This window comes from Candidatus Methylopumilus universalis, from assembly GCF_006365315.1.
In the GTDB taxonomy this organism is placed as follows: domain Bacteria; phylum Pseudomonadota; class Gammaproteobacteria; order Burkholderiales; family Methylophilaceae; genus Methylopumilus; species Methylopumilus universalis.
This window is the reverse complement of the sequence record NZ_CP040968.1, coordinates 809,617-830,755: the sequence shown is the minus strand read 5'-3', so window position 1 is coordinate 830,755 and position 21,139 is coordinate 809,617. Positions and strand designations below refer to the sequence as shown.

Sequence of the window (21,139 nt, the reverse complement as noted above, 5' to 3'; positions counted from 1 at the left end):
TTTAATATAACTCCAGAATTTTATGAGGACGCTAACGGTATAATAAGGACTGTGTTTACCTAGCGCCTAAAGGGTATTCCAATTTTGTGAGCGATAACGCATTGAATGAACTCATATAGCTTCAAGTTTGGCGTTTTTAAGCGTTTGGGTCAAGTAAAAAAGTAAGTTAAAAGTGTGAGAAAAAGCAATATTCTATTGATTTTATTGATATTTTTTTATAGGACATATATTTAAGGGTTAAGGCTTATGACAATTCAAATTGTACAAAAAAGAAGTGTGGCGACAGAAAAAAACATCAAAGGGGCTCATTTTCTTTGTGTTTTAAGTGATGCGACATCAAAGACATTTCCTTTTATAAAAGAGCTTGATCGAAAACTGAAACGTACCCATAAAAAAATGTCGAGCCTCACCAAGGAGCCTGTCACTATTGAGGTCCAGGATGGTCGCTTGTTGAGTTTTGTTGTTTTGGACAAAAAAAATAACACCTTTCAGCGTCATACTTTAATTCGAAAAGCACTCCAGCCCTTAATTGTAGAAAACCCCGAAACGCTTGTTATTGGTGTATTTGGCGACGAGCATTCCAAAGAAATTAATGCACGTGCTGCTATCTATGTAGCGCTTATGAATAGTCAAAAATTACCCACTCGAAAAAAAGAAAGCATTAAAAAAAACATCAAATCTATTGAGTTATTTGGTATCGAAGTTGAAGATAAATTTAAAGATGAAATGGCTATAGTGACTGGTAATACGTTGACACGTGAATTGACGATGTTGCCACCTAACGACCTTACCCCCTCCATCTATCGCACAAAAATTAAGTCGCTCGCGAAGTTAAATGGCTGGAAGATTGAAGAGTTTGATATGTCGAAACTAAAAAAGATGGGCGCAGGTTCCTTTGTGGCAGTAGGCCAAGGTTCTGAACCACAAGATGCAGCGATCGTTCATTTAACCTATAAGCCTAAGCAATCTAAGAAAAAAATTGCAGTCATTGGTAAAGGTATTTGTTTTGACACAGGCGGACATAATTTAAAGCCAGCACGTTATATGCATGGCATGCATGAGGATATGAATGGCTCTGCAGTATCCCTTGGTATTTTATTGGCAGCTACTGTCTTAAAACTTCCAGTTCAAATTGATTGCTGGTTAGCCATTGCGCAAAATCATATTGGACCTAAAGCTTATAAACAAAATGATGTGGTGAAGTCTCTTAATGGTACTTCCATCGAAATCATTCATACCGATGCGGAAGGTCGCATGGTCTTGGCTGACACCTTAACCTTGGCCTCTCGTTTGAAGCCTGACATGATGATGGATTTTGCAACTCTCACAGGCAGCATGGCGACAGCATTAGGCGATCGTTATAGTGGTGTGATATCTAATCGACCTGAGTTATCTTGTTTAGCAGTGGGGGCTGGAAGTGAATCAGGAGAGCGCATCGCAGCATTCCCGTTTGATGAAGATTACGAAGAAGATCTTGAAAGTGGTATTGCAGACATTAAGCAGTGCACACTTGAAGGCGGTGCGGATCATATTCATGCCGCGCGCTTCTTAAATCGTTTTATTGAAAACAATGTGCCTTGGTTACATACCGACCTCTCATCAAGCAATCGAAAAGGCGGTCTTGGTGCGGCGTTAAGTCAAGTGAATGGCTTTGGTGTAGGTTTTGGTATTCAGGTTTTGAAAAAAGTTTTACAAAAGTAACTTTTAAATTTTGCCCTCGTAGCTCAGTGGATAGAGCATCCCCCTCCTAAGGGGAGGGTCACACGTTCGATTCGTGTCGAGGGCGCCACTCTTCAGAACGTTAAGAGGTCAAAATTTGTAACGTTTTAATTGAAATATCGCAATTTGATCGCAATTAACTTCATTTTATTTTTTTTGTGCAAAGATACTTATAAAGTTCACCACCAAGGCTCTCGGGAGTAATTTCGGCCCATTCTTCATAAGTTTTGCGGAAGCGGGTTGATGTCCCTGATCCCATAGCTTGTTGATAACCTATTTGTGCAAGCATTCTTAATTGATCATAACTACAATCAATTTCAATTTTTTGTTTATAAGATAAATGACCTGATTCATCTGGCGAATAATTATTTGTTAATAACCAAAATGTTACCAATTTACCTTTGTATTTCACTGTATCTGATTTAATAAAATGTTCACTCGTATCAGACTCCCAAATTTTTATCCGCTCGGCATAAACAGAGGAACTTATAAAGATTAGAGCAAAAAACAAATTTAGTTTTTTCATTTCGATCCTATTTTAGAACTGCTAAACACTAATTCCTAATATCACTAGATTAGATACTATAACAATAACTTTTCTGATTCTTGATTTGTGCCAAACATAAATTTTTTGAACCAGGATCAAGAATGAAATATCTCATAGGGTAATAGCTATACTCAGTGTGTTAAATAGAGCAAAATATAGTCAATAAGTCAGGCTTATAAATTAAATGAGGATTTATCTAGTAAAAGATTTTTTAGATATTTTTTATTAAGTCTGAGACTATTTAATCAGAATGTATAAAGTTAAGAGTAAAACAAAAATAATCGAAGTTATGACTTTAGATGATGCTATGAAGTCAGCCAAGGAAATGAATGAGCTAGTGACTATTAAAGGTCATGGTATTGAAATCATTGGGTTATTTGGTGTTGATTTTGTGCTTGAAGGGAAGTGTCCCGATGGGTCAGACTATACTTGGAAGAAGCGTAGACGTTAAAAAGAATTCCTACGTATAACCATTATGAAGAAACTAATTTGTTAAATACTATTAAATAAATAATGAAAAAAATAAATTTAGAAGAAGTTCGAGATTTTATTGAAGCACAAACTTTAGAGTCAAAAATTTATATTGGTTGTGATTCTGAAAGAATTAGAATTGGAAAAGATTGGTATGCAGATTATGTTATGGCAATAGTCGTTCATATTAATGGTAATAACGGATGCAAAATTTTTGGCGAAGTAGCACGCGAGAGGGACTATGATCAAAAAAAGAACAAACCTCGCTATAGATTAATGAACGAAGTATATAAAGTATCTGACTTATACCTTAAATTAGCCGACATATTAGAAGACAGAGCTGTCGAAGTTCATCTCGATATCAATCCAGATGAAATGTTTGGTTCTAATTGTGTTATTCATGAGGCTATCGGCTACATTCGCGGTACATGTAATGTGATTCCAATGGTCAAACCAAATGCATTTGCAGCGTCTTATGCTGCAGGAAAATTTAAAACCCTTGAAGACCGAAAGGTCGGTTAGTAAAATTTTCTTAAACGTAAAGGGCTTATTTATTTCAGTAGGCTGTATAAATTTAAATACATAAATTAATATAGGCACAACTTTTTATGCAAATCATAGTAGATTTTTTGGAATGGATTTCAAAGATTAATTTGCTTGATATTTCTATTTTTATTTTTTACATTATCAACGCAGGCCTTATCATTTTTTTTATCATTAAAGGCATTAAAGCTCTATGGAAGTTATATAAAAAAGATAATGTCAAAAGATAGAGATCTAAACATAGTTTTTTAGCACTTCTAAATATTATATTTCTTTATCTTGAGAAGGATTATCTTCTCCTGGCGTTCTTTGGCGACTTATCATAAGCATTCTAGATTCAGGCGTTTCTAGACTAATACGACCTAATAAACCCTGTCGATAATCATTCAATAAAGTAATGGCCGCTCTTTCCAAATCGATACCATGGTTTTTAAGCGGAAATCCTTTTTTCTTTGCAATCGATTCTAAGAGTGCAATTCCATCCGTACTTAAATTTTCTAATTTATAACGTGACTTGAGTAGTGTTGGATATTGTTCTAAAAGAATGCCACCTAATTTATCCGCTATCTCTTCCTCGAAATAAGCGTTCTTTCCTATATTGTTATTTGCCGCTAATAAATCGCCATCTGAGGGATAGCGGATTTTTGGCCACATCATGCCAGGTGTGTCGATGAGTATCATGTGGTCGTTAATTTGATGTCGTTGCTGTTGTTTGGTGATAGCGGGCTCATCACCAACTTTGGCAATTCGACGATTCAGAATGGCATTCATAAGTGTTGATTTACCAACGTTAGGCACACCCATAATCATCATACGAAGTGGCTTGAGAGTGTCGCCTCGATGGGGCGCTAATGTTTGACAATGCGCTAGTATTTTTTTTGGCTCATTCACTTTTTTGCATGAGATGGCAACGGCTTTTGTTTGGGGTATTTTGTTGAAGTAATGAATCCATTGTTCAGTCACATTCGGGTCTGCTAAGTCGGACTTATTAAGTATCTTAAGATGTGCTCGTTGGCGAGCAGCACCAAGCTCCTTAATCATTGGATTCTGTGACGCACCCGGAATCCTCGCATCTAGTACTTCGATGACTACATCTGTAAATTCCATGGTTTCAGCAGCTTTTTTTTGCGCTGCGACCATGTGTCCTGGAAACCACTGAATGCTCATAATTGATTTTTCATTTATAGAGCATCATTTTACTCTGTCATAAGTGAACACGTATACGTTAAACTGATCAAGTTATGGAAGATCTAAAAGACATTAAACCCCAGCAATCCATCGAGCTTTTAAAGGCGCTCCATATCCTTACCCGGGATGGCCGGATGAATCAAGATTCAAGGCGGAAACTCAAGCAGGTTTATCATCTCTATCAGTTGATCGAACCTTATCTTGAAAAAGCGTTAGCCACGAATCCTCAACTTACCTTGGTAGACCATGGTGCCGGAAAGTCTTACTTAGGCTTTATCTTGTACGATCTTTTTTTAAAAGATAAAGGTGGGGCACTCTTTGCGATTGAACACCGACCAGAGCTTATTGAGAAAGCTAAAGCGTTGGCTGACACTTTAAAATTTGATCGCATGCATTTCTTTGCATCCAATATAAAAAATTCACTGGATGATTCGAGCCTTCCAAAAAAAGTAGATATGGTGACAGCACTTCATGCATGTGATTCAGCCACAGATGATGCCATTCTTTTTGGACTTAAAAAGGAGGCGCAATATATTGTGCTCATCCCTTGTTGTCAGGCAGAGGTATCAAAAACTTTACGATCTGAGAAATCAGATCAATTAAAATATACATTATCTGAATTATGGCGACATCCCATGCATACAAGAGAATTTGGAAGTCATCTCACGAATGTATTAAGATGCTTACTGCTAGAAGGTATGGGTTACAAGGTCACAGTCACTGAGTTGGTAGGCTGGGAACACTCCATGAAAAATGAACTGATCATGGCTGAGAATATTCATCATCCTAAAAAAATTGCATTAGATCGATTAGAAGAAATTTTAAAAACATGTCATCTAGAGTCTTTAAAATCTAGATTTTTACCTATCATTTAAAAAAAGGAGAGCGGTATGCGTTTTGTTTTAAGTTTTATTTTTTTAATTACCTCGTCACTCAGCTTTGCAGCACATAAGATCCCCGCGTTCACTGGACCAGATTTCACTGGCGTTTATCAATGTACCGGACTGGATATGCATGAAGGCGAATACAAAGGCAAGGTAACATTAAAGCTAAAAAAAGAGCATAGCCAAGCTCAATATGGAAGTTATGACTTTTTACTCGAAGTACCTGGTTATGGTAAGTACCCAGGCCATATGGCAGCAAATGGCTTAAGTGCCGCCATGCACTTTGCCCTAGAAAACCAATCGACTCATGATTTTGGTACAGGCATTTCACAGTTTAGTAAAAATGCAAAAGGACAATGGCAATTTCATAAGTTTTATTTTGAACCACAATTTAAGGGTGGTAATTCAGGATTTGAAGATTGCGTGAAGCAGTAATTTTTAAATTGTGAGTGAGCCATTAAAAAACAAAGATAAAAATTTAGCGATTGAAGCATCAAGACAAGCTCGACTAGAAAGCTTGTTACCTATTGAGTTTCCCGAAACACTTCCAGTCTCACAAAGAATCAAAGAGATTAATGAAGCGATTCTTAATCATCAAGTTGTGATCTTGTGTGGCGAAACGGGATCAGGTAAAACCACACAACTCCCCAAGATATGTCTTCATTTAGGTCGAGGTATCAAAGGCCTCATTGGTCATACACAACCTAGACGTCTTGCGGCGAGATCTGTGGCCTCTCGTATAGCATCGGAACTCAAGTCACCTATAGGCGATGCCGTTGGCTTTAAGATTCGATTCGCAGATAAAGTCTCTCAACAAACACTCATTAAAGTGATGACTGACGGCATCCTCTTGGCTGAGACACAAACTGACCCGGATCTTAAAAAATACGACACCATTATTATTGATGAAGCCCATGAGCGAAGTCTTAATATTGATTTTCTTTTAGGATACCTAAAGCAACTCACTCTTAGGCGTCCTGATTTAAAAATTATTATTACCAGTGCAACCATTGATGTGGAGAGCTTTTCCAAACATTTTAATCATGCACCCATTATTGAAGTCTCAGGTAGGACATATCCTGTTGAGATTCGTTACCGACCCTTAGAAGTCAAAGACGAAGACGACCAAGTAGAAAAAATTGAAGAGGCTATTCTTGACGTTGTGAAGGATTTCTCAAAAGTAGGAGGAGATACCCTAATATTTTTACCAGGCGAGCGTGAAATTCGAGATATCGCTGAATTTCTAAAAAATAAATTGCCACCGCATTATGAAATCCTTCCACTTTTTTCAAGACTTTCCAATGAAGAACAACAAAAAATTTTTAGAGGTTCAAATGGACGACGTATTATCTTGTCTACCAATGTTGCTGAAACATCACTGACTGTTCCTGGCATTAAATATGTCATCGATCCTGGTATTGCGAGAGTGAATCGCTATAGCACCAGAAATAAAGTTGAACAATTACAAATTGAAAAAATTTCTCAAGCATCAGCTAAGCAACGAAGCGGTCGATGTGGGCGTGTGTCTGATGGTATTTGTGTAAGGCTCTATTCAGAAGATGATTTTAACGCGAGACCTTTATTTTTAGATCCTGAAATTTATCGATCATCACTCGCATCCGTTATTCTAAAAATGGCTTCGCTTCATTTGGGCGATGTCTCACAATTTCCTTTTATTCAGCCACCCAGCAGACGATTCATTCAAGATGGTTATTTATTGTTACAAGAATTAGGTGCTGTAGATGATCAATATGAGTTAACAATCATAGGCCGTGATCTAGCTAAACTTCCTATAGATCCAAGATTAGGTCGCATGTTGCTTCAGGCAAAAAAAGAAAATGCACTGTCTGAACTTTTAATTATTGTGAGTGCGTTAAGTATTCAAGATCCAAGAGAGCGACCTTTGGATAAAAAAGCCGAAAGTGAAGCAGCGCAAGTTCGATTCTTTGACGAAAAATCTGATTTTGTATCTTTTTTAAAACTTTGGGCATTTTTTGATGAGGTCATTCAGAAGAAGACAACACAAAACAATTTAAGAAAACTTTGTCATGCACATTTCTTGTCTTATCTGAGAATGCGTGAGTGGCGAGATTTGCATGAGCAAATTCGAGAACTCATTTTAGATATGAATTATAAAGAGAATGATAAGCCGGCTAATTATGTCCAAATTCACCGATCGATACTCTCAGGGCTTTTAGGAAATATTGGTATTAAAGCACTAGAAGATGATTCATACGTGGGCGCTAGAAATATTGAATTTCACTTGTCCCCAGGATCAAACATTAAGAGGAGAAGATCGAAATGGGTTATGGCAGCTGATCTTGTCGATACGACAAAACTGTATGCAAGAACAGCGGCTGAAATCGATGTGGAATGGATTGAATCTTTAAGCTTACATTTAGTAGAGCATCACCATACAGATCCTTATTGGGATACTAAGTTATCTCGTGTGAATGCGCATGAAAGAATTACACTCTATGGATTGACGATTGTGGCGAAACGCAATGTGCACTTTGGGCCGATCAATCCAGAAATCGCACGCGAAATATTTATTAGACAAGGTCTGGTCTCAGGGGGCTACGTTTCAAAAGGATTATTTTGGAAACATAATCAAGACCTCATAGAAGAGGTTGAGCTTTTAGAACATAAAGCAAGACGACTTGATGTATTAGTTAATGAGGAAGATCTTTTTCAGTTTTATGATGAAAAAATACCGCAGGGTATTATCAATGGTGTGGGATTTGAAGATTGGCGTCGTGAGATAGAGGAAAAGCATCCTCAAGTCTTATTCCTCACCAAAGAACTTCTTATGAGGCGTGACGCTAAAGAGATTACGGAAGTTCAATACCCAGAAACTTTAAATATCGAAGGCGTCACGATTCCGCTGAAATATCGTTTTGAACCAGGACATCCTGATGACGGTGTGACAGCAGTTATATCTGAAATTAATTTTCATCAGCTTGATTTAAATATCATGCAGTGGCTAGTTCCTGGGATGATTCGCGAAAAACTGAATTGTATTTTTAAGTCATTGCCTAAAAATATTCGCACTCAACTTTTTCCACTCTCAGATACTGTGACCGAATTCTTAACTCAATACAAAACCCATCACCATTTATTTCAATCAATCAGTGATTTTGTTTTAAAGAAAACAAAAGAACCTTACATGATAAGTGAAGAGGAAATTGAAAGTCTGCCTCGTCATTGTTTTATGAATATTGAAGTGGTGAACCAAAAAAATGAGCTTGTATCGCAAGGTCGTGATTTAAATCTTCTAAAAGGTTCAGTCAAGCCACAAGTGCATGTCAAAAAGAATGATAAGACTAATGCGGTTGAACGATTTAATTTAAAACGGTGGGATTTTGACGAACTACCGCATGCTATTGAATTAAATACGCATCAAAAAGACTACAAAGGTTTTGTGGGATTATCTGACGAAGATGAATCGGTAGCTATCCGTGTGTTTGTCTCAGAAGAGGAGGCTAAAGCATCACATCGTCAAGGTGTTTTAAGATTACTCAGTTTTGAATTGAAACCACAACTCAAACAGCTTGAAAAAGATTTGAACAAATTGAAAGAAGCCCAGCTTTTTTTAAGAGATATGATTGATGCTGAAGAATTAAAAGGCGATGTGATCGAAATGATTTTAGATACAGCCTTGAATTCTGAAGAAGTGATGCCAAGAACTTCAGGTGATTTTATTGCACTGATTAAACGTATTAAAAATGCGCTGCCACAAACGATGAAGGCCCTCTTAGATACTATTCATTTAAGTGCTACTTATTACCACCAAATTAAACAATTATTAAAAACGTTAAGTCCCATACAGAAAAGATCAGAATCTATCTTTGTAAGTCGTATGAACTTCTTAATTCATAATGAATTTATTATATCGACACCTTCAGAGATATTTTCACACCTTCCAAGATACTTGAAAGCACTAATTATTCGTATTGAGAAATATCCTTCAAGAGCAGATAAAGACGCAATCATGCAAAAAGATATAGATCGTGTTCAACAATTGCTTGGTGAGCGATTAAAACCTTATGTCTCAAAAAAAATGACACCTCCTAAAGCCCTAAAAGATTTTCAATGGCAGATTGAAGAGCTTCATGTGTCATTATTCGCCCAAGATCTGAAAACAGCATATCCCGTGTCACTTAAGCGATTAGAAAAAGTATTGGATGACATTCCTTTTTACCCATGAGAGACTTATTTAAAAAAATATTTCGTGAAGAAGTGATGGATGATGATATCAGTATTGATGTCAGTGAATCTGAAGGTGTACGTTCTTTGCATTTTGCATCGCACGCAATTCAAAGTTCAATGCGCTTAAAAAAACCTTATCACTTAGAACTCACTTATACACGAGCCATGATGATGTTTCTTCTCTTTCATGCTCGACCTCGTAAAATTTTATTGATTGGTTTAGGGGGCGCATCTATACCTAAATTTATTCATCGGTTTTTACCTGATATGAAATCGGTTGTGGTTGAGATTCATCGAAAAGTGATTGGTGTGGCGCACCTTATGTTTCATCTTCCGCCTAACGATAAATCACTCAAGGTGATTCACGGCGATGGTATCCCTTTTATGAAAGAACATCCGGAGTCGACCGATGTATTAATGATTGATGCTTTCGACCCTGATGGCATTCCTCGAAATTTTAGGAGCCTCTCATTTTTTGACCTATGTAAATCGACTTTGCGGACAAATGGTATCTTTGTGATGAATATATGGGCGAGTGATCCACATTATGATCTTTACGTTGACCGTATGCATCGCGTTTTCGAAGGGCTCATCCTGATCATTCCCACAGGCAAACCAGGCAACCAAATTGTGTTGGGTTTTCATGACACACCAAAAGAATTGGATGTAAAGACATTACGAGCAAAAGCGAAGTTACTTGAAAAAACTTATGGGCTCGAATTTTTATCATTTTTTAATCAGCTTATGCTTCATAATCACCAAGCATCGAGCATGATTACATTCGATCAATAATTTTTAAAGGTTAAGACATTTGAATTTTCAATTTTTTGCTACTTGTCCACGCGGTCTTGAAGCTTTGTTGGCAGATGAACTTTTAGCACAGCGTGCATTAAAGATTATTGTGACTGATGGGGGCGTATCGTTTGAAGGTAGTTTGGACACGATGTATCGCGTCAATTTACATAGTCGAATAGCTACGCGCATTATGTCTCGAGTAGGTCAGGGTAGTTATGCTACAGAAGAAGATATTTATAAAGCGACGTTTAAACTTCATTGGCCTTCATGGTTTAAAGTGAATCAAACGATTCGCGTCAAAGTCACAGGCGTGAAGTGCCCTTTAAAAAGTTTAGACTTTGTGACGCTCCGTATTAAAGATGCAGTGTGTGATCGTTTCCGTGAAGAGGGTGCGTTAAGACCATCAGTAAGTGTCAGAGATCCTGACGTTCGCATTCATGCTTATCTTACACAAGATCAATACCAACTTTATCTAGATACCTCGGGTGCCCCGCTTTATCAAAGAGGATTCCGCGATGTAAGTGTGATCGCACCCTTACGTGAAAACTTAGCGGCAGGCATCATTATGTTGTCCGGTTGGATACCAGGCACACCATTTTTAGATCCCATGTGCGGTAGTGGTACTTTTTTAATTGAAGCGGCCATGATGGCAGTGAATCAACCACCTGGTATGAAACGTACATTTGGTTTTCAAAAACTTACTTCATTCGATGAAGGCCTTTGGAAAAAAATTGAAACCGAAGCTATGAATAAAATGAAGCCTATTGAGTTTTTGGATATTTATGGCTCGGATCTGGATTTAAGGGCAGTGCGAGTTGCGCGTCACAATTTAAAAGTGGCAGGCTTGGAAGAGGTTGCAAAAGTCATGCAAAGTGATTTTATAAAATTAGAACCTCCCGCATCAGAAGGAACGCTTGTGACCAATCCGCCTTATGGACAACGTATAGGGGAGGATGAAGATTTAAAAGAAGTCTATCCCGTCTGGGCAAAGCATATGAAAGAATCCTTCGGGGGTTGGAATACTTATTTTTTAACTGCAGATCTTGAGATGCCAAAAGATATGCGATTAAAGCCTTCAAAAAAAACCCCGTTGTATAACGGGGCATTAGAGTGTCGTTTGTTCGAAATTAAAATGGTGGCAGGTAGTAACCGAAAACCAAAAGACTAAAGTACGTTTAACGCAGCTTCGTAGTTAGGTTCTTCTGTAATTTCTGAAACAAGTTCGCTATGAAGTACTTCATTGTTTTCGTTTAACACGATCACAGCGCGAGAAGTTAAACCAGCCAAACTTGTATCATCAATAGATACACCAAAGTCAGTGGCAAATTTTTTCGTGTTACGAAATGTTGAGAGTGTTTGTACATTCTCAATTTTTTCAGCACCGCAAAAACGATTCTGCGCAAAAGGTAAGTCAGCTGAGATACATAAGACTACGGTATTATTAAGTGAAGCAGCTGCCTCATTGAATTTCCTCACAGATGTTGCACAGGTTGGCGTGTCTACACTTGGGAAAATATTGAGTACTTTACGTTTTCCAGCAAAGCTAGCCAGGTTAACGTCAGCACGTGTTTTATCTGCGAGACTAAAGTCAGGTGCTTTTTGTCCCTTGCTTAAAAATTGACCACCTATTTTGACTGGGCCGCCTTTGAGAGTCACTGCCATGATCTAAATTCCTTTGAAATTGAGTAATACTTGACAATATACATCAGTTATTTTTTTATGGGTAGATCAAGTAATTTTTTTGTGACTAAGCCCTAAGATTTAAGTCATTCATCCTTTAAAATAGAGCCATGTCTGAAGTCCATCCCGTCTCATTTGTTCATTTAAGGTGCCATAGTGAATATTCCATCACTGATGGGATTGTGCGCATTGATGACTATATCGACAAGGCTTCATCTCAAAATATGCCAGCCTTGGCGCTCACGGATTTAAATAATGTATTTGGTTTGGTTAAGTTTTATAAGGCAGCAAGAGAAAAAGGTATTAAAGCTATTTTAGGTGCTGATCTTTGGATTGAAAATGAGGTCAACCGTGATCAACCTTATCGCGTCTTAGCGCTCTGTCAAAACGATAAAGGTTACTTAGCTTTATCCGAAATCTTATCGCGTGCTTACTTAGAAAATCAGTATCGTGGTCGCGTTGAAGTGAAAAAATCTTGGTTGTTAGAAAAAAATGAAGGCCTCATTATTCTCTCAGGGGCTGCTATGGGAGATGTGGGCCAAGCGATCCTCCAAGAACATACCGATATCGCGATGAATGCCATGAAAGAGTGGGCAACACATTTTAAGAATCGTTTCTATATCGAAATCCAAAGGATTGCTGAGGGCGATGATAAAAAAAATGAAGCGCGTTTTATCAATCAGTCTTTAAGTTTGGCCACAAGTTTAGAAATTCCTGTGGTAGCCACCCAGCCTATTCAGTTTATGGATCAAGATGATTACAGAGCCCATGAGGCGAGAACTTGTATCGCTGAAGGTTTCATCATGGCCGATAGCCGTCGACCTAAATTATTTTCACACGAGCAATATTTTAAAAATGAAGTGGAGATGACCACTTTATTTAGTGACATTCCAGAAGCGCTGCAAAATTCTGTCGAGATTGCAAGGCGTTGCAACTTCGAATTCACCTTAGGTAAAAATTACTTACCTGACTTCCCAACACCTAATCAAGAAAAGCTCGAAGACTTTTTAATTTCAGAATCTAAAAAAGGATTAGAAGTTCGCTTAAAAGAACTTTTTCCAGATGAAGTAAAACGTCATGAAGTTAGACATGATTATGATGCACGTATTCTTTTTGAAACGTCCATCATCAACCAGATGGGTTTTGCAGGCTACTTCTTAATCGTTGCTGACTTTATTAATTGGGCTAAAAATAATGAAGTCCCGGTAGGCCCAGGTCGCGGATCCGGCGCTGGATCATTGGTAGCCTATAGCTTAGGTGTGACTGATCTCGATCCGATTCGCTACCAACTCCTCTTTGAGCGTTTCTTAAATCCTGATCGTGTGTCGATGCCGGACTTTGATATCGACTTTTGTCAAGAAGGTCGCGATCGTGTGATTGATTACGTCAAACAAAAATATGGCGCAGGTTCTGTTTCACAAATTGTCACTTTCGGTACGATGGCAGCGCGCGCTGTGATTCGAGATGTGGGACGCGTCCTTGACCTCCCATTTAATTTTGTCGACGGTATTGCGAAACTCATCCCCATGGAATTAGGGATCACATTAGAAGATGCATTAAACAAAGAACCACAATTACAAGATCGTTATAACAAAGAAGAAGAAGTCAAAGAGCTGATTGATCTCGCATTAAGGTTAGAAGGCGTGGTGCGAAACGTGGGTATGCACGCTGGCGGCGTTTTAATTGCTCCCGGAAAAATTTCAAACTTCACACCGATTTATTGTCAGGCGAATGGCGATAGTTTGGTGAGTCAATTCGACAAAGATGACATTGAAGCTCTAGGTTTAGTGAAGTTCGACTTCTTAGGGCTTCGTACACTCACGATTTTAGCGATGGCATTAAAGAATGCAAATATTTTGCGTGCAGCTGAAAACCTTCCACCGCTTGATCTTAATCATTTGCCTCTTGATGACAAAACAGTTTTCCAACTTTTAAAGAGTGCAAATACTACTGCCGTCTTTCAGCTTGAATCGCGTGGCATGAAAGACATGTTAAAACAAGCGAAGCCGGATTGCTTTGAAGATATTGTGGCACTCGTGGCACTTTATCGTCCGGGCCCTATGGATTTGATCCCTGACTTTTGTAAACGTAAACACGGACAACAGCGCATTGTATACCCACATCCCTCCACCGAATCGATTTTAAAAGAAACATACGGTATTGCTGTTTACCAAGAGCAGGTAATGCAGATTGCACAAACGGTTGCAGGTTACTCATTGGGTGCGGCTGATTTACTTCGTCGTGCGATGGGTAAGAAAAAAGTTGAGGAGATGGATGCGCAGCGAGAAGGTTTTATTGCGGGCTCTTTAAAGAATGGACTCAATGAAAGACAAGCGCGTGAACTTTTTGACTTGCTCGAAAAATTTGCAGGCTATGGCTTTAATAAATCTCATGCAGCAGCGTATGCGATGGTTGCGTACCAAACGGCTTATTTAAAAACACACTATCCCGCAGCATTCTTAGCCGCTTCCATGTCGGCTGATATGAATAATACCGACAACATTCAAATATTTTTTGAGGATTGCAAGCCGAATAGCGTGGAATTGTTGCCGCCTGATATTAATCAAAGTGGTTTCGAATTTATTCCAACCAATACGACACAAATCTTATATGGATTAGGTGCCATCAAAGGAACAGGCTTGGCAGCGATTGAACTTATTTTAGAGTCGCGCGAGAGTAAAGGCCCATTCAAAAATCTTTTTGATTTTTGTGCGAGACTTGATTTAAGAAAAGTGAATCGTCGTGTCGTGGAATCTCTCATCCGTGGCGGTGCATTCGACACACTTGAATCTAATCGTGCCTCATTACTCGCGAGCGTGAATCTAGCGATCACCGCAGCCGAACAAGGAAAAGCGAACATCGCACAAAACAGTTTATTTGGTGAAGAGCAAACACAAAAAGTGGATATGGTGCATATGGATCCATGGACGCCACAACAAAAACTGCAAGAAGAAAAAGCAGCGCTTGGTTTTTATTTTAGTGGCCATCCATTCACCTTCTTTGAAAAGCGTGTTCGACCATTCATCAAAACTCAAATTAAAGAATTAAAACCGCAAGAGCAACCATACTTAATTGCAGGCGTGATTGTGGGGATTCGAATTCGCATGACGGCTCGGGGCAAAATGGCGATTGTCACATTGGATGATGCAATTTCTCGTGTGGATGTGGTGGTAGGCAATGATCTCCTCACACAATCACAAAGACTAGTGCAAGAAGATCAACTTTTAATCGTCGAAGGACGTGTGAGTCATGATGACTTCACAGGCGGTATAAGGGTGACTGCGCGTAAACTTTTTGATTTAGCCACTGCAAGGAATCAATTCGCACACCATTTAAAGATCTCATGTAACGGTCAATCGGATGCCGCTAAATTAAGAGACATCCTAAAGCCTTACTGTGGGGTATCGCAAAATAATCTCAAACGTTGCCGCGTTAAGATTGATTACCATAATGAAAAGGGTCATGTAGAACTCTTGCTAGGACACGATTGGCAGGTCGATTTACATGATGAATTGATAGACGGTTTAACCCAATGGTTGAGCGAAGAAAACGTAAAAATCCTTTATAATTGATCTCCCGATTTTAAAAGCTTTAGATCTATGAAAATTAGTTATTTAGATTTTGAAAAGCCAATCTCAGAACTTGAAGCTCAGACCCTGAAGCTCAAAGAGACGCATGACAAGAATAAGAATCTTGATATTTCAAAAGAACTCAGTCAGCTAGAAGGTAAGACTGAAAAGCTTCTCCACGAGATCTACGACAATTTAAATGCTTGGCAAATCTCCCAAGTTTCACGTCACCCGCAAAGACCCTATACCCTTGATTATATTGAGAAACTTTTCACAGATTTTGAAGAGTTGCATGGTGATCGCGCGTTTGCCGATGACCCAGCAATTGTGGGTGGTTTAGCTTTATTTGAAGGTATTTCTGTCATGGTCATAGGGCATCAAAAGGGACGCGATGTGAAGGAAAGACAACACCGCAACTTTGGTATGCCAAAGCCAGAAGGTTATAGAAAAGCCTTACGCCTTTATAAATTAGCCGAAAAATTCAACGTGCCTATTGTGACCTTGATCGATACTCCAGGTGCATATCCAGGTATTAACGCTGAAGAGCGCGGTCAATCTGAAGCCATTGCGCGTAACTTATATGTCATGGCCGAGTTAAAAGTGCCTATCATTGGCATTGTGATTGGTGAAGGCGGCTCAGGTGGGGCTTTAGCACTGGGTGTCGTCGATCAACTCATCATGCTTCAATTTGCAACTTATTCTGTGATTTCCCCTGAGGGTTGCGCCTCTATCTTATGGAAGAGTGCGGATAAGGCGTCCACTGCGGCTGAGACTTTAGGTATTACAGCCACCCGCTTAAAAGAATTAGGCTTGATCGATACGATCCTTCCAGAACCTCTAGGAGGTGCACATCGCAACCCTAATCAGCTTATGGAAACTGTCCGAAAATCCTTAAAAGAACACCTCACAAAACTGCAAAAGAAATCTTTAAAGCAACTCCTCGATTTAAGATACGAACGTCTACTTAGCTATGGCAAGTTCAAAGAAACCGCTAAGTAACAAAGTTTCAGCTACTACCCCCAAAAAAACTAAACCACTATCCTTACTCGATGTAGTCGAGAAAGGTTTTGTATCTTTATCGGCATCACACAAAAAAGTTAAATCGATGACGGTCGCTTTAAGTGGCGGTATCGATTCGGTGGTTCTTTTACATCTTATACATCAACTTCAAAAGACCCAAAATTTCACTTTAAAAGCCAGCCATGTGCATCATGGTTTGAGCAAAAATGCAGATAAGTGGGTCAAGTTTTGTGAGAGGTTATGTACGAAATTATCTATCCCTTTGGAGGTACATCACATCAAATTACCTCAAAAAAAGTCACTCGGAATTGAGGGGGAAGCAAGACAACTTCGTTATGAAAAACTTCTTAAATCTAAATCCGATTTAGTGGTTTTAGCACATCATGCAGATGATCAAGCGGAGACATTTTTATTACAATTAATCCGGGGAGCAGGGGTCAAGGGTTTGTCATCCATGGCGCATTTTGATTATAGCCGACGCTTATGGAGACCGCTACTAAACACCTCAAGAACTGAGATAGAAAGTTATGCCAAAAAACATCAATTAAAGTGGATTGAGGACGAAAGTAACCTGAATATTGATTTTGATCGAAATTTCATTAGATCAAAAGTTTTACCTATATTAAAGAATAGATTTAATCATATTATTAAAGTAATTTCTAGGTCTTCAACCCATTTAGCAGAAGCGCAACATTTGCTCGATGATTTAGCAAAAATAGATTTAAAAAATTGTTTAAAATCAGGTAATTATAGACAAAAAATTAAAGTAAACACTTTAGATAAATTATCAAACTATAGAGCTAAAAATGTATTACGTTATTGGCTTGAATTAAACCATCAATTAATGCCATCTAAGGACCTTTTGGATGAGTTATTAAGGCAGGTTTTAACGGCCAAAAAAGATGCGGAATTGAAAATACAGCTCTCAAAAGATTATGAAATTCGTCGTTATAAAGATGAGATTTATATCGTTCGAAAAGATTTAAAAGACCAAAAAAATTATGAAATTATTTGGAAGGGGGAGTCAGAAATTTTATTGCCCAATGGTACCCAATTAAATTTTAAAAAAATAAAAGGTAGGGGCATTAATTTTAAACATTTGAATGATCAAAAATTAATTATTAGAAATCGACAAGGCGGCGAATTTTTTAAACCCGACTCCAAAAGACCCACTAAAAAAATTAAGCAGCTTTTACAGGAATCAGATTTACCCCCTTGGGAAAGAGAGTCTTTACCCTTAATTTTTATTGGTGACGAATTAGCTTCTGTGCCAAATTTTGGTATCGATATTAAGTTTCAAGCTAAGCCCAAAGATTTTGGTTTGAACGTAAATTTTGTAAGCCGAATATAGTGTTGTTTTTTTACAACACAAATGGGTAATAACTAGCATTTTCGCAACACATTAATCCATTGATTTATATGATAATTTTTTGCATAAATGGGGGGGCTTTCTTCGGGAAGTTTTCCTATGCATTTTAAAGCCCCGAATGATTGAAATTTATTCACGGCTTCCTTATAGTCTCATCATCTTCAAATAGTATGGATTGATCTCAATGAAACTAAAATTATCTGCAATCGTTGCTTTAGCCCTTGCAAGTTCAGCCTCTCTTGGTGCCGCTGAAAAGTTCACAACGAGCACCATCAATGTTTATAGCGCAACCCCGCTTCCATCGATCGGATTACCTCTTGATTTAGTGCCTGCAAATATTCAGGTGATAAAGCGTGAGGATTTAAAAAATCAAGTGGGTGTCACCATAGCTGATTTTGCTAACAATAATTTGCAAAGTGTTAGCATTCAAGAGACGCAAGGTAATCCATTCCAGCCTGATGTCACGTTCAGAGGTTACTCAGCGTCGCCATTAGACGGCAATCCTCAAGGTTTGTCAGTATTCTTAGATGGCGTTCGTGTGAATGAGCCTTTTGGCGACTCCGTGCGTTGGGATCTTATCCCATCATTTGCAATTCAAGGCATGCAACTTATTCCGGGTTCCAATCCACTTTATGGTTTAAATACCCTCGGTGGAGCTATCGCCCTTCAAACTAAGAGTGGCCGCACTAACCAAGGCGCTGCGCTCGAAGCTTCAGGCGGATCTTGGGGTCGTAAAAATGTATCTGCTGAATATGGCGGTGTTTCAAAAGATGGCTCTGTCGACTACTACCTAGGCGCTAATTATTTTGATGAAGATGGTTGGAGAAAATATTCACCTACCACAGTCAAGCAAACCTTCGGTAAGGTGGGCTGGCAAAATGAGTCAACCAAGATTGACTTAAGTTATTTAAATGTTAATAACGATATGATTGGCAATGGCTTGGTTCCTCAGTCAATAATTTCATCAGAGGGCAGAGATGCAATCTATTCACGTCCTGACCAAACGCGTAATTTCTTAAACCAATTTACTTTGAATGCCTCCCATTGGATTAACAATGATGTGATGGCGAGTGCGAATGCTTACTATCGAAGATCTAATCGAAATACTTTAAACGGTGATGTAAATGATGAATATACCGGAGCATTAAGCACTTCAACTAACGCTAATACTTGTTCAAGTTCAGACACTCTTGCAAGTAATAATAATTTAAATGCTGGTGAACAATGTGCCCCTGGCGTAAATAACAGAACATGGACGCGTTCTAATAGTTACGGTGTCCAAGGACAATTAACATTCAATCAGAAACTTTTCGACAAGAAAAATCAATTCATAGTCGGCACGGGTTTTGATCGTTCAATTCAAAGATTTAATCAAACAGAGCATGAGATGGAAGGTTTTGATGCTACCAGAATGCCAAATAGCCCTGATGAACTCACATTAACGACAGCCTTTAAAGGAAAAACGGAAACATTCCATTTGTTGGCAACTGATACGATATCCCTTAATGATGTGATTCATCTGACAGGAGCGGCACGGTACAATAGGACGGAAGTGAAAAATACTGACCAATTATATTTAAGTGGCGCAAAAGACTCTAACTCGGGTGGAAATCATCTATTTCAACGTATCAACCCATCTTTAGGTCTTACACTTACGCCAAATGAAAATGTGACCGTTTTCGGTTCTTATAGTGAGTCAGCAAGAGCGCCTTCAGCCATGGAATTAGGTTGTTCAGATCCAGCCAACCCATGCCTACTCCCTAATGCGATGGCAAGTGACCCACCTTTAAAACAAGTCGTAGCTAAGACATATGATTTTGGCGCAAGAGGCAAACTTCCATTCGATATGAAATGGTCTGCATCAGTGTTTCAAGCTGTTAATCATAACGATATTCAGTTTGTTTACACGAATACAACCAACAATTCAGCCGGCTACTTTAATAACGTTGGTAGAACCAAAAGACAAGGTTTAGACCTTGGTTTAAGCGGCCTTGTCAATAAACTAACATGGAACGCATCGTATAGTTACATAAGGGCAACATATGATACTGACTTTACTTTAGTTAACGAAACCAATTCATCAAGAACCGATAATGACGAGCTGAATGTTAAGAAAGGTAATTTTATACCAGGCATTCCTAAACATCAGCTTAAGTTGAGAGCGCAATACCAAATCACCCCGGAATGGAGCTTTGGCGGTAATTTAATCGCATTCTCAAGTCGTTATATGCACGGCAATGAAAATAATGGACATCAAGCTAATTCGGCTGAATGCCAAACATATGATGCAGGTGAGGAAGTTCATAATACGCCTTGCGCTAAAGGAAAGCTTCCAGCATTTGCGATTGTGAATCTAGACTCACAATATAATCTCGGTAACGGTTGGAAGATTTGGGCTAAGGCGATTAATGTCTTTGATAGTGATTACTACACAACTGGACGTTTAGGTGTCAATGCATTTACGGATACAGGCAATACATTTAGTGATTCAGCTAATGCAAATACTGACTCTTGGAGAGGAGCAGCTTTTGTTTCCCCTGGCGCGCCTCGCGCAGGCTGGTTAGGCGTTAGATACGAATTTAAATAATATATTTATTTAAAGAACTAAAAAGGGAGCTTAAGCTCCCTTTTTTATTGCCTAGATTTTATTTTTTTGTGAGTTTTATAAAGGAATAAAAGGTACCGATGATGGGCATTCCAAAATTCGTAAAAATAAATTCCTTAGTTGATTGATGTTTTATTAGGACTAGATCATGGAGTTTCGTTAAGAGAAGCATCCAAGACATCGTCAACATCATGAGTACCAAAAGAAAGAGGTAAATGTAACCATCTGTCACAATGTAAATGATATAAAAAATAAATGTTGCAGTAATCGAAGCATTCCATAATAGAAATAGGTTCGTGGCTTGATCTATCTCATCATTGATATTTTTTTTAATCTCTTTTTTTGGAGAGGCATTTGTTGGTTTGGTTTCTAAACTTGATCCACAATGATCACAGAACTTAGCAAAATCTTTATTGATGAGGTGACCACATTCGTAACAAATCATAATGGTGAGGTTGATTCAAATAAATAAGCTTGCGATCTTAAACCGATCTTCCCAAAGCTATCCATGAATTCATCCCAAAATTATTTAGGAAGTTT

16 protein-coding genes and 1 tRNA gene are annotated in these 21,139 nt (G+C 38.5%); 13 read left to right on the top strand and 4 right to left on the bottom strand.

The annotated features are described in order from the left end of the window. Positions 1-246 precede the first annotated feature (246 nt). Together FIT79_RS04380 and FIT79_RS04375 are read left to right on the top strand one after the other, a co-directional pair. Positions 247-1,701, top strand: coding sequence for a M17 family metallopeptidase (locus FIT79_RS04380; protein WP_139875764.1), 1,455 nt, complete (start codon positions 247-249; stop codon positions 1,699-1,701). Positions 1,702-1,713: 12 nt separating this feature from the next. After that, a tRNA-Arg gene (locus FIT79_RS04375) sits at positions 1,714-1,789 on the top strand. A gap of 72 nt (positions 1,790-1,861) precedes the next feature. On the opposite strand, the gene FIT79_RS04370 is transcribed toward FIT79_RS04375, so the two are convergent. Continuing rightward, positions 1,862-2,245 carry a surface-adhesin E family protein gene (locus tag FIT79_RS04370; protein ID WP_139875762.1) on the bottom strand — a complete coding sequence of 128 codons (384 nt, stop codon included), beginning with the start codon at positions 2,243-2,245 and terminating at the stop codon, positions 1,862-1,864. Positions 2,246-2,516: 271 nt separating this feature from the next. Between FIT79_RS04370 and FIT79_RS04365 the strand changes: the two genes are divergently transcribed. Both FIT79_RS04365 and FIT79_RS04360 read left to right on the top strand, forming a co-directional pair. Next, entirely contained in the window at positions 2,517-2,717 is a 201-nt protein-coding gene (locus FIT79_RS04365) for a hypothetical protein (protein WP_139875761.1), read from the top strand. Between the two features lie 62 nt (positions 2,718-2,779). After that, positions 2,780-3,259: a ribonuclease H-like YkuK family protein gene (locus FIT79_RS04360; RefSeq protein ID WP_139871737.1), complete on the top strand. Its 480-nt coding sequence runs from the start codon at positions 2,780-2,782 to the stop codon at positions 3,257-3,259. Between the two features lie 285 nt (positions 3,260-3,544). Here FIT79_RS04360 and ylqF read toward each other — a convergent pair whose 3' ends face one another. Then, the gene (ylqF, locus tag FIT79_RS04355; protein WP_139875759.1) at positions 3,545-4,447 is read right to left on the bottom strand and encodes a ribosome biogenesis GTPase YlqF; all 903 of its coding nucleotides are present in this window, start codon (positions 4,445-4,447) and stop codon (positions 3,545-3,547) included. Positions 4,448-4,521: 74 nt separating this feature from the next. Between ylqF and FIT79_RS04350 the strand changes: the two genes are divergently transcribed. The 5 genes from FIT79_RS04350 to FIT79_RS04330 are packed head-to-tail and all read left to right on the top strand — an operon-like array spanning position 4,522 to position 11,524. Beyond that, positions 4,522-5,343, top strand: a complete 822-nt coding sequence (locus tag FIT79_RS04350) for a class I SAM-dependent methyltransferase (protein ID WP_139875757.1) — start codon at positions 4,522-4,524, stop codon at positions 5,341-5,343. A 15-nt stretch (positions 5,344-5,358) separates the two neighbouring features. Next, positions 5,359-5,787: a hypothetical protein gene (locus FIT79_RS04345; protein WP_223258060.1), complete on the top strand. Its 429-nt coding sequence runs from the start codon at positions 5,359-5,361 to the stop codon at positions 5,785-5,787. 10 nt (positions 5,788-5,797) lie between these two features. After that, positions 5,798-9,559, top strand: coding sequence for an ATP-dependent RNA helicase HrpA (gene hrpA / locus FIT79_RS04340; RefSeq protein ID WP_223259618.1), 3,762 nt, complete (start codon positions 5,798-5,800; stop codon positions 9,557-9,559). After that, positions 9,556-10,353, top strand: coding sequence for a polyamine aminopropyltransferase (locus FIT79_RS04335; RefSeq protein ID WP_139875756.1), 798 nt, complete (start codon positions 9,556-9,558; stop codon positions 10,351-10,353). Before hrpA ends, FIT79_RS04335 begins: the two co-directional genes overlap by 4 nt. A 19-nt stretch (positions 10,354-10,372) precedes the next feature. Further along, positions 10,373-11,524: a THUMP domain-containing class I SAM-dependent RNA methyltransferase gene (locus tag FIT79_RS04330; protein ID WP_139875754.1), complete on the top strand. Its 1,152-nt coding sequence runs from the start codon at positions 10,373-10,375 to the stop codon at positions 11,522-11,524. On the opposite strand, the gene tpx is transcribed toward FIT79_RS04330, so the two are convergent. Beyond that, complete coding sequence (gene tpx, locus FIT79_RS04325; protein ID WP_139874660.1) at positions 11,521-12,021, bottom strand: thiol peroxidase; 501 nt, start codon at positions 12,019-12,021, stop codon at positions 11,521-11,523. The two genes, FIT79_RS04330 and tpx, sit on opposite strands and share 4 nt — an antisense overlap. Positions 12,022-12,146: 125 nt before the next feature. On the opposite strand from tpx, the gene dnaE reads away from it, so the two are divergent. The 4 genes from dnaE to FIT79_RS04305 all read left to right on the top strand — a co-directional run bounded on the left by dnaE (position 12,147) and on the right by FIT79_RS04305 (position 20,581). Next, a complete protein-coding gene (gene dnaE, locus FIT79_RS04320; RefSeq protein WP_139875753.1) occupies positions 12,147-15,608 on the top strand; it encodes a DNA polymerase III subunit alpha in 3,462 nt (1,153 codons plus the stop codon). A gap of 27 nt (positions 15,609-15,635) precedes the next feature. After that, a complete protein-coding gene (locus tag FIT79_RS04315) occupies positions 15,636-16,604 on the top strand; it encodes an acetyl-CoA carboxylase carboxyltransferase subunit alpha (protein WP_139875752.1) in 969 nt (322 codons plus the stop codon). Beyond that, the gene (gene tilS / locus FIT79_RS04310; protein WP_139875750.1) at positions 16,576-17,976 is read left to right on the top strand and encodes a tRNA lysidine(34) synthetase TilS; all 1,401 of its coding nucleotides are present in this window, start codon (positions 16,576-16,578) and stop codon (positions 17,974-17,976) included. The genes FIT79_RS04315 and tilS overlap by 29 nt, the downstream gene beginning before the upstream one ends. 202 nt (positions 17,977-18,178) lie before the next feature. Continuing rightward, positions 18,179-20,581: a TonB-dependent receptor gene (locus FIT79_RS04305; RefSeq protein ID WP_139875749.1), complete on the top strand. Its 2,403-nt coding sequence runs from the start codon at positions 18,179-18,181 to the stop codon at positions 20,579-20,581. A 58-nt stretch (positions 20,582-20,639) separates the two neighbouring features. Here the strand turns inward: FIT79_RS04305 and FIT79_RS04300 are convergent, their stop codons facing one another. Further along, positions 20,640-21,044, bottom strand: coding sequence for a zinc ribbon domain-containing protein (locus tag FIT79_RS04300; protein WP_139875747.1), 405 nt, complete (start codon positions 21,042-21,044; stop codon positions 20,640-20,642). Positions 21,045-21,139 lie beyond the last annotated feature (95 nt).

What these genes read in the sequence shown, in the direction of transcription:
- FIT79_RS04380 (WP_139875764.1), top strand. Translation starts at nt 247, where the DNA reads ATGACAATTCAAATTGTACAAAAAAGAAGTGTGGCGACAGAAAAAAAC.
- FIT79_RS04370 (WP_139875762.1), bottom strand. Translation starts at nt 2,245, where the DNA reads ATGAAAAAACTAAATTTGTTTTTTGCTCTAATCTTTATAAGTTCCTCT.
- FIT79_RS04365 (WP_139875761.1), top strand. Translation starts at nt 2,517, where the DNA reads ATGTATAAAGTTAAGAGTAAAACAAAAATAATCGAAGTTATGACTTTA.
- FIT79_RS04360 (WP_139871737.1), top strand. Translation starts at nt 2,780, where the DNA reads ATGAAAAAAATAAATTTAGAAGAAGTTCGAGATTTTATTGAAGCACAA.
- ylqF (WP_139875759.1), bottom strand. Translation starts at nt 4,447, where the DNA reads ATGAGCATTCAGTGGTTTCCAGGACACATGGTCGCAGCGCAAAAAAAA.
- FIT79_RS04350 (WP_139875757.1), top strand. Translation starts at nt 4,522, where the DNA reads ATGGAAGATCTAAAAGACATTAAACCCCAGCAATCCATCGAGCTTTTA.
- FIT79_RS04345 (WP_223258060.1), top strand. Translation starts at nt 5,359, where the DNA reads ATGCGTTTTGTTTTAAGTTTTATTTTTTTAATTACCTCGTCACTCAGC.
- FIT79_RS04335 (WP_139875756.1), top strand. Translation starts at nt 9,556, where the DNA reads ATGAGAGACTTATTTAAAAAAATATTTCGTGAAGAAGTGATGGATGAT.
- dnaE (WP_139875753.1), top strand. Translation starts at nt 12,147, where the DNA reads ATGTCTGAAGTCCATCCCGTCTCATTTGTTCATTTAAGGTGCCATAGT.
- FIT79_RS04315 (WP_139875752.1), top strand. Translation starts at nt 15,636, where the DNA reads ATGAAAATTAGTTATTTAGATTTTGAAAAGCCAATCTCAGAACTTGAA.
- tilS (WP_139875750.1), top strand. Translation starts at nt 16,576, where the DNA reads ATGGCAAGTTCAAAGAAACCGCTAAGTAACAAAGTTTCAGCTACTACC.
- FIT79_RS04305 (WP_139875749.1), top strand. Translation starts at nt 18,179, where the DNA reads ATGAAACTAAAATTATCTGCAATCGTTGCTTTAGCCCTTGCAAGTTCA.
- FIT79_RS04300 (WP_139875747.1), bottom strand. Translation starts at nt 21,044, where the DNA reads ATGATTTGTTACGAATGTGGTCACCTCATCAATAAAGATTTTGCTAAG.